At 71.4% G+C, this 16832-nt stretch carries 15 protein-coding genes and 6 pseudogenes; 14 read left to right on the plus strand and 7 right to left on the minus strand.

What is annotated here, in order from left to right; genetic code table 11:
- Together ACFFNX_RS28600 and ACFFNX_RS28605 are read right to left on the minus strand one after the other, a co-directional pair.
- A pseudogene (locus tag ACFFNX_RS28600) lies at positions 1 to 469 on the minus strand (hypothetical protein); the annotation flags it as partial.
- A gap of 97 nt (positions 470 to 566) precedes the next feature.
- Complete coding sequence (locus ACFFNX_RS28605; RefSeq protein WP_378208735.1) at positions 567 to 1391, minus strand: DUF3097 domain-containing protein; 825 nt, start codon at positions 1389 to 1391, stop codon at positions 567 to 569.
- A gap of 259 nt (positions 1392 to 1650) precedes the next feature.
- Between ACFFNX_RS28605 and hrcA the strand changes: the two genes are divergently transcribed.
- The 5 genes and pseudogenes from hrcA to ACFFNX_RS28630 form a co-directional block, all read left to right on the plus strand.
- Positions 1651 to 2664, plus strand: coding sequence for a heat-inducible transcriptional repressor HrcA (gene hrcA, locus ACFFNX_RS28610; protein ID WP_378208737.1), 1014 nt, complete (start codon positions 1651 to 1653; stop codon positions 2662 to 2664).
- The gene (gene dnaJ / locus ACFFNX_RS28615; RefSeq protein ID WP_378208739.1) at positions 2665 to 3795 is read left to right on the plus strand and encodes a molecular chaperone DnaJ; all 1131 of its coding nucleotides are present in this window, start codon (positions 2665 to 2667) and stop codon (positions 3793 to 3795) included.
- 290 nt (positions 3796 to 4085) lie between these two features.
- A pseudogene (locus ACFFNX_RS28620) lies at positions 4086 to 4309 on the plus strand (radical SAM family heme chaperone HemW); the annotation flags it as partial.
- Positions 4310 to 4414: 105 nt separating this feature from the next.
- Positions 4415 to 5137, plus strand: a pseudogene (locus ACFFNX_RS28625) (16S rRNA (uracil(1498)-N(3))-methyltransferase); the annotation flags it as partial.
- A 303-nt stretch (positions 5138 to 5440) separates the two neighbouring features.
- Positions 5441 to 5617, plus strand: a pseudogene (locus ACFFNX_RS28630) (RsmE family RNA methyltransferase); the annotation flags it as partial.
- Between the two features lie 455 nt (positions 5618 to 6072).
- On the opposite strand, the gene ACFFNX_RS28635 reads toward ACFFNX_RS28630, so the two are convergent.
- Positions 6073 to 6732 (minus strand): hypothetical protein, encoded by a 660-nt coding sequence (locus ACFFNX_RS28635; protein ID WP_378208741.1) that lies wholly within the window; start codon positions 6730 to 6732, stop codon positions 6073 to 6075.
- Complete coding sequence (locus ACFFNX_RS28640) at positions 6732 to 7316, minus strand: SigE family RNA polymerase sigma factor (RefSeq protein WP_378208743.1); 585 nt, start codon at positions 7314 to 7316, stop codon at positions 6732 to 6734. Before ACFFNX_RS28640 ends, ACFFNX_RS28635 begins: the two co-directional genes overlap by 1 nt.
- Before the next feature lie 338 nt (positions 7317 to 7654).
- Here ACFFNX_RS28640 and ACFFNX_RS28645 point away from each other — a divergent pair, with 338 nt between their 5' ends.
- The 6 genes and pseudogenes from ACFFNX_RS28645 to ACFFNX_RS28675 all read left to right on the plus strand — a co-directional run bounded on the left by ACFFNX_RS28645 (position 7655) and on the right by ACFFNX_RS28675 (position 11910).
- Positions 7655 to 8005, plus strand: a complete 351-nt coding sequence (locus tag ACFFNX_RS28645) for a histidine triad nucleotide-binding protein (RefSeq protein WP_378208745.1) — start codon at positions 7655 to 7657, stop codon at positions 8003 to 8005.
- A 118-nt stretch (positions 8006 to 8123) separates the two neighbouring features.
- Positions 8124 to 8834 (plus strand): annotated as a pseudogene (locus tag ACFFNX_RS28650) (PhoH family protein); the annotation flags it as partial.
- Positions 8835 to 9083: 249 nt separating this feature from the next.
- Positions 9084 to 9557 (plus strand): annotated as a pseudogene (locus ACFFNX_RS28660) (LAGLIDADG family homing endonuclease); the annotation flags it as partial.
- 108 nt (positions 9558 to 9665) lie between these two features.
- A complete protein-coding gene (locus ACFFNX_RS28665) occupies positions 9666 to 10115 on the plus strand; it encodes a PhoH family protein (protein WP_378208789.1) in 450 nt (149 codons plus the stop codon).
- Positions 10116 to 10117: 2 nt separating this feature from the next.
- A complete protein-coding gene (gene ybeY / locus ACFFNX_RS28670) occupies positions 10118 to 10600 on the plus strand; it encodes an rRNA maturation RNase YbeY (RefSeq protein ID WP_378208747.1) in 483 nt (160 codons plus the stop codon).
- A gap of 8 nt (positions 10601 to 10608) precedes the next feature.
- A complete protein-coding gene (locus ACFFNX_RS28675) occupies positions 10609 to 11910 on the plus strand; it encodes a hemolysin family protein (RefSeq protein WP_378208749.1) in 1302 nt (433 codons plus the stop codon).
- Positions 11911 to 11920: 10 nt separating this feature from the next.
- Here ACFFNX_RS28675 and ACFFNX_RS28680 read toward each other — a convergent pair whose 3' ends face one another.
- The 3 genes from ACFFNX_RS28680 to ACFFNX_RS28690 form a co-directional block, all read right to left on the minus strand.
- A complete protein-coding gene (locus tag ACFFNX_RS28680; RefSeq protein WP_378208751.1) occupies positions 11921 to 12448 on the minus strand; it encodes an oxidoreductase in 528 nt (175 codons plus the stop codon).
- Positions 12445 to 13377 (minus strand): class I SAM-dependent methyltransferase, encoded by a 933-nt coding sequence (locus ACFFNX_RS28685; RefSeq protein WP_378208753.1) that lies wholly within the window; start codon positions 13375 to 13377, stop codon positions 12445 to 12447. The genes ACFFNX_RS28680 and ACFFNX_RS28685 overlap by 4 nt, the downstream gene beginning before the upstream one ends.
- 64 nt (positions 13378 to 13441) lie before the next feature.
- Positions 13442 to 14338, minus strand: coding sequence for an aldo/keto reductase (locus ACFFNX_RS28690; protein ID WP_378208755.1), 897 nt, complete (start codon positions 14336 to 14338; stop codon positions 13442 to 13444).
- Between the two features lie 90 nt (positions 14339 to 14428).
- On the opposite strand from ACFFNX_RS28690, the gene ACFFNX_RS28695 reads away from it, so the two are divergent.
- The 3 genes from ACFFNX_RS28695 to era all read left to right on the plus strand — a co-directional run bounded on the left by ACFFNX_RS28695 (position 14429) and on the right by era (position 16561).
- A complete protein-coding gene (locus ACFFNX_RS28695) occupies positions 14429 to 15130 on the plus strand; it encodes a TetR/AcrR family transcriptional regulator (RefSeq protein ID WP_378208757.1) in 702 nt (233 codons plus the stop codon).
- Positions 15131 to 15266: 136 nt separating this feature from the next.
- Positions 15267 to 15596, plus strand: a complete 330-nt coding sequence (locus ACFFNX_RS28700) for a cytidine deaminase-like protein (protein WP_378208758.1) — start codon at positions 15267 to 15269, stop codon at positions 15594 to 15596.
- Between the two features lie 50 nt (positions 15597 to 15646).
- On the plus strand, positions 15647 to 16561 hold the full coding sequence (gene era, locus ACFFNX_RS28705; protein ID WP_378208760.1) for a GTPase Era: 915 nt from the start codon (positions 15647 to 15649) through the stop codon (positions 16559 to 16561).
- Positions 16562 to 16832: the final 271 nt, after the last annotated feature.

The following is a 16832-nucleotide window of genomic DNA, read 5'->3' on the forward strand; positions in this document are numbered from 1 at the left end:
GGAGCGCGAGAGACGTGCAGACGAACATCGCCACGAACAGGTTGAGCGCCTGGATGGCGTGGAAACGCGCGAAGTGCGACGTCCGTCCCCTCGCGGCCAGGACGATGGCGGGGGCGACGAAGCCGGACACGAACATCCCGACGTAGGCGGGGACCGCCCAGCGCTCGTCCTCGTCGTCGACCGGGCCGCCGGCCGGCGTCTCCGGGCGGCGGCGGCCCTTCGGCGGCTCGGCGTACGGGTCGTGGTGTCCACGGGGCGGCTGCCCGTGGCCGGGCCCCGGCAGCGCGTACCCCGGCCGAGGGTACTGCCCAGGCCCGTACGGCGCCTGCCGCTGTTCGTGCGGCGACGGTCCGTACGGCGCCTGCCGCTGTTCGTCCGGCGGCGGTCCGTACGGCGGCTGCCCCTGCGGCGGCCGGGCGTACGGCTGTCCTCCGTACGGCGGCCCGCCGTGGTGCTGGCCGTAGGTCATCGCGTGCGCCCCCTCCGGTGGGGACAGATCCTGAATTGTCCCCCTGATGCGGTGTCGCAGTTTATGAGACGCGCCCGCGGCGCGGACGGTTGCGCGATCAGCCGTCCGCCGGAGGATCGGTGACGAAGTCGATCAGCTCCTCGACCCGGCCGAGGAGCGCGGGCTCCAGGTCCGCGTAGGTGCGAACCCGGCCGAGGATGGTCTGCCAGACCTCGCCCGGCTCGCCTCTCCAGCCGAGCGCCGCGATCACGCCTTCCTTCCAGGGGATGCCGCGCGGGACGTCCGGCCAGGCGCGGATGCCGAGCGCGGCCGGCTTGACCGCCTGCCAGATGTCGATGAAGGGATGCCCGGTGACCAGCACGTACGGCGACGCGACCCGCTCGGCGATCCGGGACTCCTTCGAGCCCGCGACCAGGTGGTCCACCAGCACGCCCAGGCGGCGGTCCGGCTCGGGGCCGAACTCCTCGACGATCTCCGGCAGGTGGTCGACGCCCTCGAGGAACTCCACGACCACCCCCTCGACGCGCAGGTCGTGACCCCAGATCTTCTCCACCAGCTCGGCGTCGTGCTTGCCCTCGACGTAGATGCGGCTCTCCCGCGCGACGCGGGCCCGCAGGTCCCGTACCGCGACGGAGCCGGAGGCCGACCGCGCCCGGCCCGGCGCGGACGTGGGGCGGACGAGCGTCACCGGCCTGCCGTCGATCAGGAACCCGGCCTTGGCGAGCGGGAACACCCGTCGCCTGCCGAATCGATCCTCCAGGGTCACCGCGTCCTTGGCGCAGGCCACGACCGCGCCGCAGAAGCCGCTGGAGGGATCTTCGGCCACCAGGCCGGGTTCGGCCGCGATCTCGGGGATCTGGCCCTTGCGCGGGCGTCGCCAGTCGCCCGCGAGAACGTCATCGCCGTAGTCCTTGCTCCGCACGGGCCGCAACGTACCGGGACCAACCCGGCCGAGCCGGGACCAACACGCCCGCGAACCGGTACGCTTGCGCGCCGACGCCGACCGCGGACGCCGGAATACCGGTGCGGCGAGCGGTGTTGCGCCACTGCGTGGCGACCCCGGGAAGCGAGCCCGTCGCCGTCGTCGTTCATCACCGCCGACCCACCGCGACGGTCGCCGATCGCCGTACACTTGGCACTCAAGAACGTGGAGTGCCAGGCCGACCGTGGGAGGTGAGTGCGTGCTCGACGATCGCAAGCTTGCGGTGCTGCGTGCCATCGTTGAGGACTACGTGTCCACCAACGAACCCGTGGGCTCCAAGGCACTGGCCGACCGGCACAATCTCGGGGTGTCCCCGGCCACGATCCGCAACGACATGGCCCTGCTCGAGGAGCAGGGCTACATCGCCCAGCCGCACACGAGCGCGGGCCGCGTGCCCACCGACAAGGGATACCGGCTCTTCGTCGACCGGCTGTCGACGATCAAGCCGCTGTCCGGGGCGGAGCGGCGGGCCATCGAGACGTTCCTCGCGAACGCCTACGACCTCGACGACGTCGTGACCCGCACCGTGCGGCTGCTGGCGCAGCTGACCCGGCAGGTCGCGGTCGTGCAGTACCCCTCGCTCACGCGCTCGGCGGTACGCCACGTCGAACTGGTGCCGATCGGCCCGGAGCGGCTGCTGCTGGTCATCATCACCAACACGGGCCGGGTCGAGCAGCGGACCATCGAGATGCCCGAGGGCGTCTCGGAGGAGTCCATCGCCCACCTGCGGGCGCTGCTCAACGCCCACCTCGACGGCTGCTGGCTGGGCGACGTTCCCGGCGTCGTCGCCGAGGTGCCCGACCGGCTGCCGCCCGACGAACGGCCGCTCGCCGCGACCGTCCTGTCGGTGCTGCTCGAAACGCTGGTCGAGAAACACGAAGAAAAGATCGTCATCGCCGGCGCGGCGAACCTCGCCCGCGCCGACTTGTCCCAGAGCCTCCGCGAGGTGCTGGAGGCCTTGGAAGAACAGGTCGTCCTGATGCGGCTGCTCGGCGAGATGGGTGATCCCGCCGGCCTCACCGTACGGATCGGCACCGAGAACCCCCACGAGAGTCTGTTCACGACCTCGGTGGTCGCCACCGGATACGGCGCCGGCGACCAGGCCGTGGCCCGGCTCGGCGTGCTCGGCCCGACGCGGATGGACTACCCCGGCACGATGGGAGCGGTACGCGCAGTGGCACGTTACGTCGGTCAGATTCTGGCGGGGTCGTAAGTGGCGAACGACTACTACGCGACCCTCGGAGTACGCCGCGATGCGGGTGCGGACGAGATCAAGAAGGCCTATCGCAGGCTCGCGCGCGAGTTGCACCCGGACGTCAACCCCGATCCCGACACCCAGGATCGGTTCAAGGAGATCACCCAGGCCTACGAGGTGCTCTCCGACCCCAAGAAGCGTGAGATGTACGACCTGGGCGCGGACCCCTTCGCGTCCGGCACCGGCGCCGCGGGCGGCGGGTTCGGGGCAGGGTTCCCGTTCAGCGACATCATGGACGCCTTCTTCGGCACGCAGACCCAGCGCGGCCCGCGCAGCCGGGCACGCCGCGGCCGCAACGGCACGATCCGCGTCGAACTCGACCTGGCCGAGACCGCGTTCGGCACCACGCGCGAGCTGACCGTCGACACCGCGATCGTCTGCACCAACTGCACCGGCGCCGGCACCGCGCCCGGCACCCAGCCGGAGAGCTGCGACATGTGCCACGGCCGTGGCGAGGTGCAGCAGGTCACCCGGTCCTTCCTCGGCCAGGTCATGACCTCCCGCGCCTGCCCGCAGTGCGGCGGCTACGGCAGCGTGATCCGTACCCCGTGCCCGGAGTGCTCCGGCGACGGCCGGGTCCGCACCCGCCGTACGATCAAGGTCCGCATCCCGGCCGGCGTGGAGAACGGCACGCACATCCAGCTCGCCGGCGAGGGCGAGGTCGGCCCGGGCGGAGGCCCGGCCGGCGACCTGTTCCTGGAGATCGTCGAGCGCCCGCACGCGATCTTCGAACGGCAGGGCGACGACCTGCACTGCACCGTCCAGGTGCCGATGACGGCCGCCGCACTCGGCACGTCGCTGACCGTGGAGACCCTGGACGGCCCGGAGGAGATCGACATCCGGCCCGGCACGCAGTCCGGCCAGCAGATCCCGATGTACGGGCGGGGCGTCAAGCACCTCAACGAGAACGGCCGCGGCGACCTGATGATCCACGTGAACATCGAGACGCCCACCAAGCTCGACGAGGAGCAGGAGGACCTCCTGCGCCGCCTGGCCGTCCTGCGCGACGAGGAGCGACCGCCCGGCAAGTTCTCCCCGGGCCAGCAGGGCTTCTTCTCCCGGCTGCGCGACGCCTTCAACGGCCGCTGAGACCTTCGGCGAAGCCCCCCGGCTCCCCACAGGGAGCCGGGGGTCTGTCTTACACGGTCCGCAGTGGTCAACGCCGCGCGATGGGCCGTTCCGTCGGGGGGACCGCGCCGTCGGGAGACCGCGCTAGCCGGAGGACGGCGGTCACCAGGGGCCGCCTTGGCCGGGGGACGGCGGGTCGCCGGGGGACCGCCTTGGCCGGGGAGCCGGGGACCGCCCTGGCCGGGGAAACGGGGGACCGCCCTGGCCGGGGAGCCGGGGAACCGTGTCGGCCGGGTCCTTCCTGCACGCTGTGCCGCACGTGGGCGCGGGAGGCGGGGTTCGACCATGTGAACCTCGACCTGATCTATGGCTGGCCAGGGTAACGCCGACTGGCAGGCCAGCCTCGATGCCGCGGTCGCCGCCGGGCCCGACCACGTCTCGGCGTACGCCCTGATCGTCGAGGAGGGCACGCGCCTGGCCGCGCGGGTGCGCCGCGGCGAACTGGCCCCCACCCGACGACGCGATGGCCGACCGCCGTGGCGCGCAGCCTCACCGGCCTCGGTTCCCCCTAGGTCACGGTCTTCGCCTCGATCGTAGGCGCGGGCTCTCTCGCTCCCGCCGCGCGCCTACGATCGGGGGCATGAGCCCGCCCCTCTTCCTCAGTGAGCCCTCTCGTCTGGAGTCCGATCGGATCGTCCTCGACGGGCCTGAGGGGCGCCACGCGGCGGCCGTACGTCGGCTGCGGCCGGGGGAGCGGGTCGACCTCGGTGACGGAGAGGGCCGGCTCGTCGAGTGCGTCGTCACCTCCACCGCACGGGACAGCCTCCACCTCGAGGCCGGTGCGCGTCGGCACGTACCCCGCCCGGACCCCCGGATCGTGGTGATGCAGGCCCTGCCCAAGGGCGACCGGGGCGAACTGGCGGTCGAGACGATGACCGAGGTGGGCGTGGACGTGATCGTCCCGTGGGCGGCGGCGCGCTGCGTGACCCAGTGGCGTCCCGAACGCCGGGCCAAAGCCCTTGCGCGCTGGCGCAACACGGCGCGCGAGGCCGCCAAGCAGGCCCGTCGCGCCTGGCTGCCGGAGGTCACCGACCTGGCCACCACCTCCGACGCGGTGGCGCGGGTCGCGGACGCGTCACTGGCAGTGGTGCTGCACGAGGAGGCGGAACGCCCGCTGAGCGGCCTGCCGGTGCCGGAGTCCGGAGACCTTGTCGTGGTCGTCGGCCCGGAGGGCGGCCTGACCGACGAGGAGGTCGCGGCGTTCGTGGCGGCGGGCGGTGTGCCGTCCCTGCTCGGCCCGACGGTGCTGCGCACGTCGACGGCGGGCGTGGCCGCTGCCACGGTGCTGCTGAGCCGCACGGGCTCGCTGGTAGAAGCTCGGCCCGTGCGGCGCCGTTCCGGGTCCTCCCAGGGGGGAAGTGGACCCGGGTTGGCTGGTGGGCGGTGCGGTCCGTTGTGGTGTCGTTCCGGGGTGCTCCTGGGGCAGAGAGGGACCCTGTCGTACTGAGTGCTCCCGCGATGGGGGCGGATTTGGGTGGCTGGTGGGCGGTGCGACCCGTGTGGTGCTGTTCCGGGTGCTGCCGGGGACGGCGGCGGATCCGGGTGACTGGTAGGGGGCGCGGTCCGTGCGGTGTCGTTCCGGGTGCTGCTGAGCGACCTGATGCCGGAGTCCGCGGAGCTTGTCGTGGTCGTCGGCCCGGAGGGCGGCTTGACCGACGGGGAGGTCGCGGTGTTCGTGGCGGCGGGCGGTGTGCCGTGCTTGCTCGGCCCGACGGTGCTGCGCACGTCGACGGCGGGCGTGGCCGCTGCCACGGTGCTGCTGAGCCGCACGGGCCGCTGGTAGCAGCTTGGCCCGTGCGGTGTCGTTCCGGGTCCTCCCGGGATGGGGAGTGGGCCCGTGTGGCTGGTGGGCGGTGCGGTCCGTGTGGTCTCGTTCCGGGTGCTCCCGGGACAGGGAGCGGATCCGGGCCGCTGGTGGGCAGCGCGGCCCGGGCGGTGTCGTACTGGGTGCTCCCGCGATGTGGAGCGGATCCGGGTGACTGGCAGAGGGCGCGGTCCGTGTGGTCTCCTTCTGGGTGCTCCCAGGGCAGGGAGTGGACCCGGGCCGCTGGTGGGCAGCGCGGGTCCGTGTGGTGCCGTTCCGGGTGCTCCCGGGACGGGGAACGGATCCGGGTGACTGATGGGCGGTGCGGCCCGTGCCGTACCGGGTGCTGCCAGGACGGGGAGTGGACCCGGGCCGCTGGTGGGCAGTGCGGTCCGTGCGGTGCCGTTCCGGTGCTGCCGGGACGGCGGAGTGGATCAGGGGGACTGGTTCGGTGCCGTCGTGGGGGCCGAGTCCGACGTCGGCTGGTCGCTCGACGGAGGGGTCGGAGGGGACGACTCCGTCGGCGGGGTGGTTCCGCCTGAGTTCGGTGGTGTCGTGGTCCCGCCGTCAGGGGGTGCCTGGCACGTCGTGCGCGTCCTCGGGCCCGAGTCGGCCGAGCTGTCGGCCGTCGGTGTCGCCGTTGGGGTGACCGTGGTCTCGCCGGGCGGGCATGTGCCGTTGACCACGTGTTTGCCCGTGTTGGACGGGTGGATCGACGTCGGGCTCGGGGAGGCGCTCGGGTCGGGTGTCGAGGAGTCGCCCGGGGGCGTCTGTCCTCGGGAGTGGCCGTCGGTGGCCGCAGAGTTTCCCCTGTTGCCGCCGGAGTCCGGGCTGAAGTGGCCGGTCTGGACGAAGTTGGCCAGACCGGGTGTGACGGATAGCGCGACGACGCACACGACGATGGCGGCGGCGGCCGCCGCCAGCGGGCGCAACCAGGGCGCGGAGAGGGAGACGACGAAACGTCGCTCGTGCCGCTGGTTGATCTTGGCCCGGATGCGCTCGAGTCCCTCCGCAGAGGGCGTGACCGCTTCCGCTTCCGCGTGCAGGGCACGGCGAAGACGGTCGCCGTGCTCGTCGTCGAAGGGCTGGGTCATTACTGCTGCTCCAGGACGCTGCGTAGCGCGGCCATACCGCGCGCGGTGTGGCTCTTGACGGCCCCCCGGCTGATGCCCATCGTCTTGGCGATCTCCGCTTCGGAGAGATCACCGTAATAACGGAGCACCAGTGCTTCGCGCTGCCGATTCGGCAGGGCGCCGAGTGCTTTCACGACCGCGGAGCGTTCGAGCTCCACGATCGCCCCGTTCTCCGCGCTCGGCGCGTCGGGAAGCCCCTTGGGAGCGTACTTCTCCACGACGGCACGGTGCCGCAACACTGACCGTGACCGATTCACCACGGACTGCCGCAGGTACGACAGGGCCTTCTCGGGCTCGCGCAACCGTCGCCATGCGCCGTGCATGGCCACGAACGCGTCCTGAACCACCTCTTCCGCCGTCGCGACGTCGCGAACGAGCAGCGTCGCGAGGCGCACCAGCGAGCGGTAGTGGGCACTGTAGAGCGCGGTAACCGCCTGGTCTGCGTCCCAGGCGACCGCCACAGCTCCCGCCGTGCTCCTGGCTACGAGGGTTTCGGTCACATCAGTGGGACGCGCACCCTCACTGTGAGGTTTACGAAAGGGCATACCTCGTCTCGCCTTTATCCCGCCCATCGGTGTGTCTCCCGCATGTGCCCTCCTGGTTGGACGGCACGCCGGATCCGTAAGTTCTCGCGAAGTGGGCCCGGGGCACGGATCGAGGGGACCTGGTGGGGGCTGGAGGCCCGTGCGCGCCGAGGTTTCGCGACAGCAACCCTAACCAGAGGTGGGCGGTTCTTGGCCATAGCGACGCCCCTCGCTCGTAACGATTCGCAGACGAGTCCCGTACGGCCCGGTGAGGAGCGACGGGGGTGGCTCCGGTGACGACGGTCCTGTCTCTGGACCGCGATAACATGCGCAGACCTGTGGGGCGTGAGGAGGGGTCCGTGACAGAACAGGACTGCTTGTTCTGCAAGATCGTGTCTGGTGACGTGCCGGCGACCGTGGTCCGGGAGACCGACCGCACCCTGGCGTTTCGCGACATCAACCCGCAGGCTCCCACTCACGTGCTGGTGGTGCCCAAGGAGCACCACCCGACCGCGGTCGAGCTCGCCTCCTCCGACGGCGACCTGCTCGCCGAGCTCGTACGCGAGGCGCACCAGGTCGCGGTCGCCGACGGTGTCGCCGAGTCCGGCTACCGGGTGGTCTTCAACACCGGTCCGGGAGCGGGCCAGACCGTCTTCCACGTGCACGCCCACGTGCTCGGCGGACGCGGCCTCAACTGGCCGCCCGGCTGACTTCCCGCTGGTGAGTGACCCGAAAATGGTTGGCCCCGTGCCGGTACCATGAGAAACGACGCAGCCGGGGACCGCACGCAATCGGAAGGCAGGGACGAAAAGGCCGCAAGGCCGGGCTATGGCCGATTCAACTCACACCGCTGACGCCGTACCGGACAGCGCGCGTACGCAAGTCAAGATCGTGATCCCGGACGACCTCTCGATGGTCGCCCTGCTCGGCTCGCGCGATGAGCTTCTCGACGTCGTCGAGAAGACCTTCGCCAGCGACGTCCACGTACGTGGCAACGAAATCACGATCACCGGCCTCGCCGAGGAGACCGAGCTCGCCGCCAAGCTCTTCGAAGAGCTGCTCGACCTGCTCAAGACCGGCACGCCGATCACTCCCGACGCGATCGAACGCAGCGTGGCGATGCTGCGTGCCGAGACCGCCGAACGCCCCGCCGAGGTGCTCACCCTCGACATCCTCTCCTCGCGCGGGCGCACGATCCGGCCGAAGACGCTCAACCAGAAGCACTACGTCGACGCGATCGACAAGCACACGATCGTGTTCGCGATCGGCCCGGCGGGTACGGGCAAGACCTACCTCGCGATGGCCAAGGCCGTGAAGGCCCTCCAGGCCAAGGAGGTCAACCGGATCATCCTCACCCGCCCGGCCGTCGAGGCGGGCGAGCGGCTGGGCTTCCTGCCCGGCACGCTGTACGAGAAGATCGACCCGTACCTGCGCCCCCTGTACGACGCGCTGCACGACATGATCGACCCCGACTCGATCCCGCGCCTCATGGCCGCCGGCACGATCGAGGTGGCGCCCCTCGCGTACATGAGAGGCCGTGCACAGCCCGTCTTCACCCCGGTCCTGACACCGGACGGCTGGCGCCCCATCGGCGATCTTCAGGTCGGTGACCTCGTCATCGGCTCGAACGGCGAGCCGACCCCGGTCCTCGGCGTCCACCCCCAGGGCGAAAAGGACATCTACCACGTCACCGCCCAGGACGGAGCGCGGACCCTCTGCTGCGGCGAGCACCTGTGGACCGTCCGGAACGCCTCTGACGAGCCGTGGCGGGTCCTGGAGACCCGGGAGATGATCGGCGACCTGCGCGCGGCGCACGCCCGGCGCTACGAGCTGCCGCTGCTCACCGGCCCGGTGCGCCTTCCCGAGCGCGAGGTCCCCATCGACCCGTACGCTCTGGGCCGGCTGCTCGGCGACGGCCGCGCGGACGCGCTCGAAGAGCGGCCCGGCGTCGAGGTCCGCCGCAGGGGCGGCGTCGACCACGTGACCGAGCCCGGGCAGGTCATCACCATCGCGCGCGAGCCGGATCCGTGCGGTACACGATCGGTGCCGGGCGACTACCTGTACAACGCCGCCGAGGTCCGCCTCGCGGTGCTCCAGGGGCTCCTCGACACCGACGGCGAGCCGGTCGCCCAGGCCGACCGCACGTGCCGGGTCCGGTTCACGACGACGTCGATCCCGCTTCGCGATGACGTCGTCGCGCTGGTGCGGTCACTCGGCGGCGTGGCCGAGGAGCGCGAGCGGGGAGGCGCGTCGGGCGGATCCGGCCGCGACGCCCACATCGTCGACATCCGTCTGCCCGAAGGCGTCGAGCCCTTCCGCCTCGCCCAGAAGCGCGAGGAGTACCACGCCGCCGGTGGCGGCGGGCGGCCGATGCGGTTCGTCGACTCGATCGAGCCCGCGGGGCGCGAGGAGTGCGTGTGCATCCAGGTGGCGGCGGAAGACTCTCTGTACGTCACGCAGGATCACCTGCTGACGCACAACACGCTCAATGACTCCTTCATCATTCTCGATGAGGCGCAGAACACCTCGCCCGAGCAGATGAAGATGTTCCTGACCCGGCTCGGGTTCGGCTCGAAGGTCGTGGTGACCGGTGACGTCACCCAGGTCGACCTGCCGTCGGGGCAGGACAGCGGCCTCCGCGTCGTGCAGGAGATCCTGGATGGCATCGACGACATCAGCTTCCGTACCCTGACCAGTAAGGACGTGGTCCGCCACAAGCTGGTGGGCCAGATCGTCGACGCGTACGACCGCCACGACATACGGAGCCGGCCACGCGAGGTCAACCAGGACGGCCGCGGCCCGCGCAAGCGGGGGCGATGACGATGAGCATCGAAGTACTCAACGAGTCCGGCGAGGACGTCGACGAGACGACGTTGTCCGCATTGGCGACGCATGTCCTCGACCGCATGGACATCCACCCGCTCGCCGAGCTGTCGATCGTCCTCGTGGACGAGGCGGCAATGACCGAGCTGCACGAGAAGTGGATGGGCGAGCCCGGTCCGACGGACGTGCTGGCCTTCCCGATGGACGAGCTGCGCCCGGGCCACGTGTCCGGCGGCACCGAGGACGCGCCGGCCGACCCGGCGCTGCTCGGCGACGTCGTGCTCTGCCCGGTGATCGCGGCTCAGCAGGGCCGCAAGGCCGGCCACGGTACGGAGGCGGAGCTGCACCTGCTGTGCACGCACGGCATCCTCCACCTGCTCGGCTACGACCATGCCGAGCCCGAGGAGCACAAGGAGATGTTCGGTCTGCAAGCGGAGCTTCTCGCCTCCTGGCGTGAGGCGCGCGCGCAGACCCCCTCATGACGACGCCCATGATCTGGTTGGTGATCCTCGCCGCCGCCCTGGTGACGGTGGGGGGCCTGTTCGCCAGTGCCGAGACGGCGCTGGCCCGCATCTCGCGGGTCCGCGTCGAGGAACTCGTCCGCGAAGACGGCCACAACGCCCGCATGCTGGCGCAGGTCGTCGCGGACTCCCCGCGTTACCTGAACCTCATCCTGCTGCTGCGGGTCAGCTGCGAGCTGGCCGCGACCGTGATCGTCACCGTCGTGTGCACGTTCTGGCTCGGCCAGAACTGGCGGGCGTACGCCACGGCCGCCGCGGTGATGATCGTCGTCAGCTACATCGCCGTCGGCGTCAGCCCGCGTACGCTCGGCCGCCAGCACGTCGACCGGGTGGCGCTCCTGGGCGCCGCGGTGATCCATCCGCTGGCGCGGGTGCTGGGACCGCTGCCGAGGCTGCTCATCCTGCTCGGCAACGCCCTGACCCCCGGCAAGGGCTTCCGCGAGGGCCCGTTCACCTCCGAGGCGGAGCTGCGGGACCTGGTCGACCTGGCCGAGCAGCGGCGCCTCATCCAGCCGGACGAGCGGGAGATGATCCACTCGGTGTTCGAGCTGGGTGACACGCTCGTCCGTGAGGTGATGGTGCCGCGCACCGACATGGTCTTCATCGAGCGCGACAAGACGCTGCGTCAGGCGCTGTCCCTGGCGCTGCGCAGCGGCTTCTCCCGCATCCCGGTGGTGGGCGAGAACGAGGACGACGTGGTCGGCATCGCGTACCTGAAGGACATCGTGCGCCGCAGCCACGAATACCACGACGGCGAGTCGGTGGAGCGGGTCGAGTCGATCATGCGCCCGGCGACGTACGTGCCGGACAGCAAGCCGATCGACGAACTGCTGCGCGAGATGCAGGCCCGGCAGACGCACTGCGCCGTGGTGATCGACGAGTACGGCGGAACGGCGGGGCTGGTCACCATCGAGGACATCCTCGAGGAGATCGTCGGGGAGATCACCGACGAGTACGACCAGGAGGCCCCGCCGGTCGAGCACCTGGCCGACGGGCGGGCGCGCATCACCTCCCGGCTGCCCGTGGAGGACCTGGCCGACCTGTACGGCGTGGAGATCGACGTGGACGAGGTCGAGACCGTCGGCGGCCTGCTGGCCCACGCCATCGGCCGCGTCCCGATCGCCGGCTCCCAGGCGACGGTCGCCGGCCTGCGGCTGACCGTGGAGAACCTCGCCGGCCGCCGCAACAAGATCGGTACCGTCCTGGTCGAACGCGTGCCGCCGGACGACGAGGAGCAGCCGGCCGGCGATCGCGAGAACGCCGAGGCCTGAGGCCGCGGCGTCACAACGGCTCCCGGTACCAGCGGCGGTGGACCCACGGCTCGACGATGAGCGTGCCGGTGGCAGCCGTCAGGGCGACGGCCCGGACGAGCCAGTCCGGTGAGGCGAGGACGGCGGCCGCGGTCGCCGCCGCCACCACCGCGGGCCGGGCGAGCGTGAACGGCCCCAGCCCGACCAGGATCAACAGCGTGCTCGGCCGGATGGGGAGCAGGCGGTACCCCGCGAGCGAGATCACGACGGCGACGGCGTAGGGCATCAGGACCATGAGCATCCTCGCCCCGGCCTCGACCAGATCCGCCCGGCGGTGCGCGTGGCCCGCCGATCCGAGCAGGATCACGACGGCGGTGACGGCGAGCCCCGCCGCCGACACGGCCAGGCCGCGCCCGGCCGCCAGCAGGTTGTAGCGCCGCTTGCGGATGCGGGCGTTGCGGCCCGTACCAGCGCGGAATCCGGCGAAGGCGCCGTCCGCCACGGCCAGGCCCACCAGGAGCGCGGGAACCGTGACGGGCTCGGCCGGGAACAAGGTCACCGTCCGGTCCCTTCCCGTACGCCGTCGACGCTGATGAGACCTCGCGCCCGCCTCCCGAGCACCTTCCGCAGCGTCCCGGCCAGCTCCGGCCGTACCCCGAGGACGGGTCTCATCGAGGCGCAGAACGGGTTGGCGTGCCCGATCGGCGCGAAGAGGAAGACCTCCATCCCGCCCGGCCGCGACGCGGCGTCCAGCAGCACCGAGTCGCCGTGCGCTCGCCGTGCCGAGGCGACTCCGTCATGCCGGCCCAGCGGCTCGCGCATCCGGGCGCGATGGAACACCCACGCCCCCACGGGGGCGAGCCGGGTCGCGGCGATGTCGTAGTGCACGAACGCCGCGGTTCCCGGCCGGTCCTGTGCCTGGAAGAACCCGGCCAGTTCGGCGGCCGGGAAATGATGGAGCACCCCGCCCGAGATGTAGACCGTCGCCGGCTCGGTGAGCGCGAAGGCGTCGCCGCGGACGAAACGGCAGTTGAGCCGTTCGGCCTCGGCGAGCCGTGTGGCCTCGGCGATGAGCACGGGGTTGAGGTCCACCCCGGTCAGCTCCACGTCCGCACCCAGCTCCGCCGAGGCGGCGAAGGCCCGCATCACGTAGCCGAGGCCGCAGCCGACGTCCACGATCCGCAGCGGCCCGAATCCGGCGGCCCGCGCCGCGGCCAGGACCGGTGCCAGCAACTCGGCGAACCGCTCGGCCATGTGGAGTTCCTCGCCGAGACGCTGTAACTCGGTATGGACCCGGATGAACAGCCGGTCGACCGCGCCGGGCGCCAGGAACCGCCCGGACGCGGGCATCCGCTCGACGATCCGCGCCGCACGCCGGTCGCCGGCCTCACGCAGCCGCGCGACCACCTCGTCTTTGACGACCGGCAGACGCTCACCGGTGATCGGATCCCACGCGCCGATCAGATCGGAGATCTCAAGGACTGACACGGCCAGACCATAAGTCCCACGGACGGGTACGGCCAGACCGTGACGCTCGCTGGGCGGTGGCCGCTCAGAGGTGGCTCTCCGCTGCGGACCTGAGCGCGTCGAGCGTGGACTGGTGCGGCCGGTCGATGACGGCCTTCGACTCGTCGACGAGACCGGTCAGGTGGGTCACCTCGGCGTCGGTCAGGTTCTCGGCGACCTCGGCCGCGGCGACGTTGGCGCGCAGGTGAGCGGGGTTCGCCGTGCCGGGGATGACGACCATGGCGGGGGAACGGCGCAGCAGCCAGGCCAGCGCGACCTGGGCCGGCGTCGCGCCGAGGCGCTCCGCGGGGCCGGTCAGCTCGTCGTAGCCGGCGAGCCGCCCCGAGGCCAGCGGGAAGTAGGGGACGAACATGATGCCCTGCGCCTCGCAGTCGGCGAGGACCTGGACGCCGCTGCGGTCGAGCAGGTTGAAGCGGTTCTGCACCGCCGCGATCGGCGTCATCTCCTGCGCGCGGGCCAGCATCTCCGGCGACGCGCCGGACAGCCCGATGCGGCGGATGAGCCCTTGGTCCCGCAGCTCGACGAGCACACCGAGCGAATCCTCCAGCGGCACGTCGCTCGGGGGCACCGGAGAGTCGCCGCCGAGCCGCAGGTAGGTCAGCTCGCTCGTTTCGGTGCCCAGGTCGGCCAGCGCCTCGTGGACCTGCCGGCGCACCGTGTCCGGGTGGCCGGTGATGATCCACGCCCCGTCCGGGCCACGCCCGGCGCCGACCTTGTTGCCGACGATCACCTCTTCCGGGAACGGGCGGAGCGCCTCCCCGATCAGCCGGTTCACTGTACGCGGCCCGTACGCGTTCGCGGTGTCGAAGAACGTCACTCCGAGTTCGACCGCCAGGCGCAACACCCGCCGCGCCGACTCGGGGTCGTCCGGCGGCCCCCATACGTTCGGCCCGGCGAGCTGCATGGCTCCGTATCCGATCATTGGTCTCTCCCTTGGCCGTATCACTGCAACGCTGATCTGTGTATCGCTGCTCCGTATCAGTGATACGCGGAATGGCGTAGCATTGCAACCGTGGACGATGCGAAGACCCGTACCCGGCGGCGGATCCTCGAGGTGGCGGCCGGCATCCTGGAGCGGGAGGGAGCCCAGGCGGTCTCCACCCGTTCGGTCGCCGCGGCGGCCGGCATCCGCGCCGCCTCGCTCTACCAGCTCTTCGGCGACAAGGACGGCCTCTTGGCGGCCCTGGCCATCCACGGCTTCGACCTCTACCTGGCCGAGAAGCACGAGCTGGCGCACACCGCCGACCCGGTCGACGACATGCGCCGCGGCTGGGACATGCACGTCGACTTCGGCCTGCGCCACCCCGCGTTCTACCTGCTGATGTTCGGCGCCGACCGCCCCGGTCGCCGCCCGCCCGCCGCCGAGGAGGCGGGCGACCTCCTGCTGAAGTTCCTCGACCACGTCGCCGCCGCCGGGCGCCTCCAAGTCCCGCCCGCCCTCGCCGCCCAGCTCTGCCTGGCCGCCGTCACCGGCGTCACCCTGTCGCTGGTCGGCGCCTCGGCCGAGGAGCGCGACCCGGAGATCTCCGCGCGAATGCGCGACATTCTCATCGACTCCATCACCACCGACCCGCCCCCGGCCACGCACACCGGCCTCGCCCCCCGGGCCCTGGCCCTGGACGCCGCCCTCACAGCCACAGACGGGACCACCCTCCCGCTCCGCCCGACGGAAACCGCCCTCCTACGCGACTGGCTCCACCGACTCGCCCACTAATGGGAGCTATCGGGGTTGCCCGTACGACCCCTGCGTTCGTGCGGGTCCTGCGTTCGGTGCGCGTCGTCTGTGGCTCGGACCACATGTGGGCTGTGGGTTCGCGTCTTAGTCGGTGGGGGGACGTACGCTGGCGGGCGTGAGTGAGCTTGATGCCGAAGACGTGAAGATCATTACCCTCGCGCGTTCGACGCGAGCACGGGTCGGGGGCGGCGAGGGGGCCGCTGTGCGGGATGAGACCGGGCGGACGTATGCGGCCGGGTCGGTCGAGCTTCCCTCGTTGAAGCTGTCCGCGCTGCAGGTCGCCGTGGCCATGGCGGTCTCCAGCGGCGCGGAGTCGCTTGAGGCCGCCGCCGTGGTCACCGAGGACGAGGCTCCCGACATCGCCGCCGTTCGCGACCTGGGGCCCAAGGCTCCCGTGCTGGTGGCCGGGCCGGACGGCGCCGTTCGTGCCGTGCTGAGAAGCTGACCGGCGCCATGCGGTCCGGCGGCGGTCGTGAGTACGCCACAATCGACAGTGTGACCTCGCCCCAGACCGGCACCCGATTCAAGTCGGGGTTCGCCTGCTTCATCGGTCGCCCCAACGTGGGCAAGTCCACGCTCATGAACGCGCTCGTCGGCAGCAAGGTGGCGATCACCAGCAGCAAGCCGCAGACGACGCGGCGGACGATCCGGGGCATCGTGCACCGTCCGGACGCGCAGCTCGTCATCGTCGACACGCCCGGTCTGCACAAGCCGCGTACGCTGCTGGGCGAGCGGCTCGACAGTCTGGTGCGCTCGACGCTCAGCGAGGTCGACGTGATCGGCTTCTGCGTGCCGGCGAACGAGCAGGTCGGTCCGGGCGACCGGTTCATCGCTGCCGAGCTGGCCCAGGAGAGGCGCACGCCGGTCGTCGCGATGGTGACCAAGACCGACCTGGCGAGCCGTAAGCAGGTCGCCGAGCAACTGCTCAAGGTGTCGCGGCTGGGGGAGTGGGCCGACGTCGTGCCGTGTTCGGCCGAGTCGGGGTTCCAGCTCGACGTGGTCGGCGACCTGCTGGTCGACCGGCTGCCGGAGGGCATGCCGCTCTATCCCGAGGGCGAGCTGACCGACGAGCCGGAGCAGGTGATGGTGGCCGAGCTGATCCGCGAGGCCGCCCTGGAGGGCGTACGCGACGAGCTGCCGCACTCGATCGCGGTGGTCGTGGAGGAGATGGCGCCCCGCGAGGGCCGCGACGACCTGATCGACGTGCACGCCTGGCTGTACGTCGAGCGGCCCAGCCAGAAGGGCATCGTCATCGGGCCCAAGGGCGCGCGGCTGAAGGACGTCGGCACGCGGGCCCGGCGGCAGATCGAGGCGCTGCTCGGCTCCAAGGTCTACCTCGACCTGCGGATCAAGGTCGCCAAGGACTGGCAGCGCGACCCCAAGCAGCTCCGTCGGCTCGGATTCGACTGAGCCGTCCCGGCCTCGACGCCGCTCAGGCCGACGGCCGCGACGGCCAGGATCGGCGAAAGGCGGATTTCGTCTGGCGGGGAGACGCGGACGCCGCTCCGGAGGACGGGCGGCAGGCCCTTCGCGGCTTCTCCGTCGTCATCCGCATAGGCCCTAGAGTCTGTTTCGAAGTGGTTGGGTCGTGGGTTTTCCACAGCTGTGGGTGTGGTCTTTCTTTGGTGTGTGGGGTGGCTTGACAATGGAAGTGGGGTCGGCGCCCCCTGGGAGGGCGGGG

Source organism: Actinoallomurus acaciae (assembly GCF_042429965.1).
GTDB lineage: Bacteria > Actinomycetota > Actinomycetes > Streptosporangiales > Streptosporangiaceae > Actinoallomurus > Actinoallomurus acaciae.

Excerpts from the sequence above, each read along its gene's own strand:
- ACFFNX_RS28635 (WP_378208741.1), bottom strand. The coding sequence starts at position 6,732 with ATGACCCAGCCCTTCGACGACGAGCACGGCGACCGTCTTCGCCGTGCC.
- ACFFNX_RS28640 (WP_378208743.1), bottom strand. The coding sequence starts at position 7,316 with ATGCCCTTTCGTAAACCTCACAGTGAGGGTGCGCGTCCCACTGATGTG.
- ACFFNX_RS28665 (WP_378208789.1), top strand. The coding sequence starts at position 9,666 with ATGCGGTTCGTCGACTCGATCGAGCCCGCGGGGCGCGAGGAGTGCGTG.
- ybeY (WP_378208747.1), top strand. The coding sequence starts at position 10,118 with ATGAGCATCGAAGTACTCAACGAGTCCGGCGAGGACGTCGACGAGACG.
- ACFFNX_RS28675 (WP_378208749.1), top strand. The coding sequence starts at position 10,609 with ATGATCTGGTTGGTGATCCTCGCCGCCGCCCTGGTGACGGTGGGGGGC.
- ACFFNX_RS28690 (WP_378208755.1), bottom strand. The coding sequence starts at position 14,338 with ATGATCGGATACGGAGCCATGCAGCTCGCCGGGCCGAACGTATGGGGG.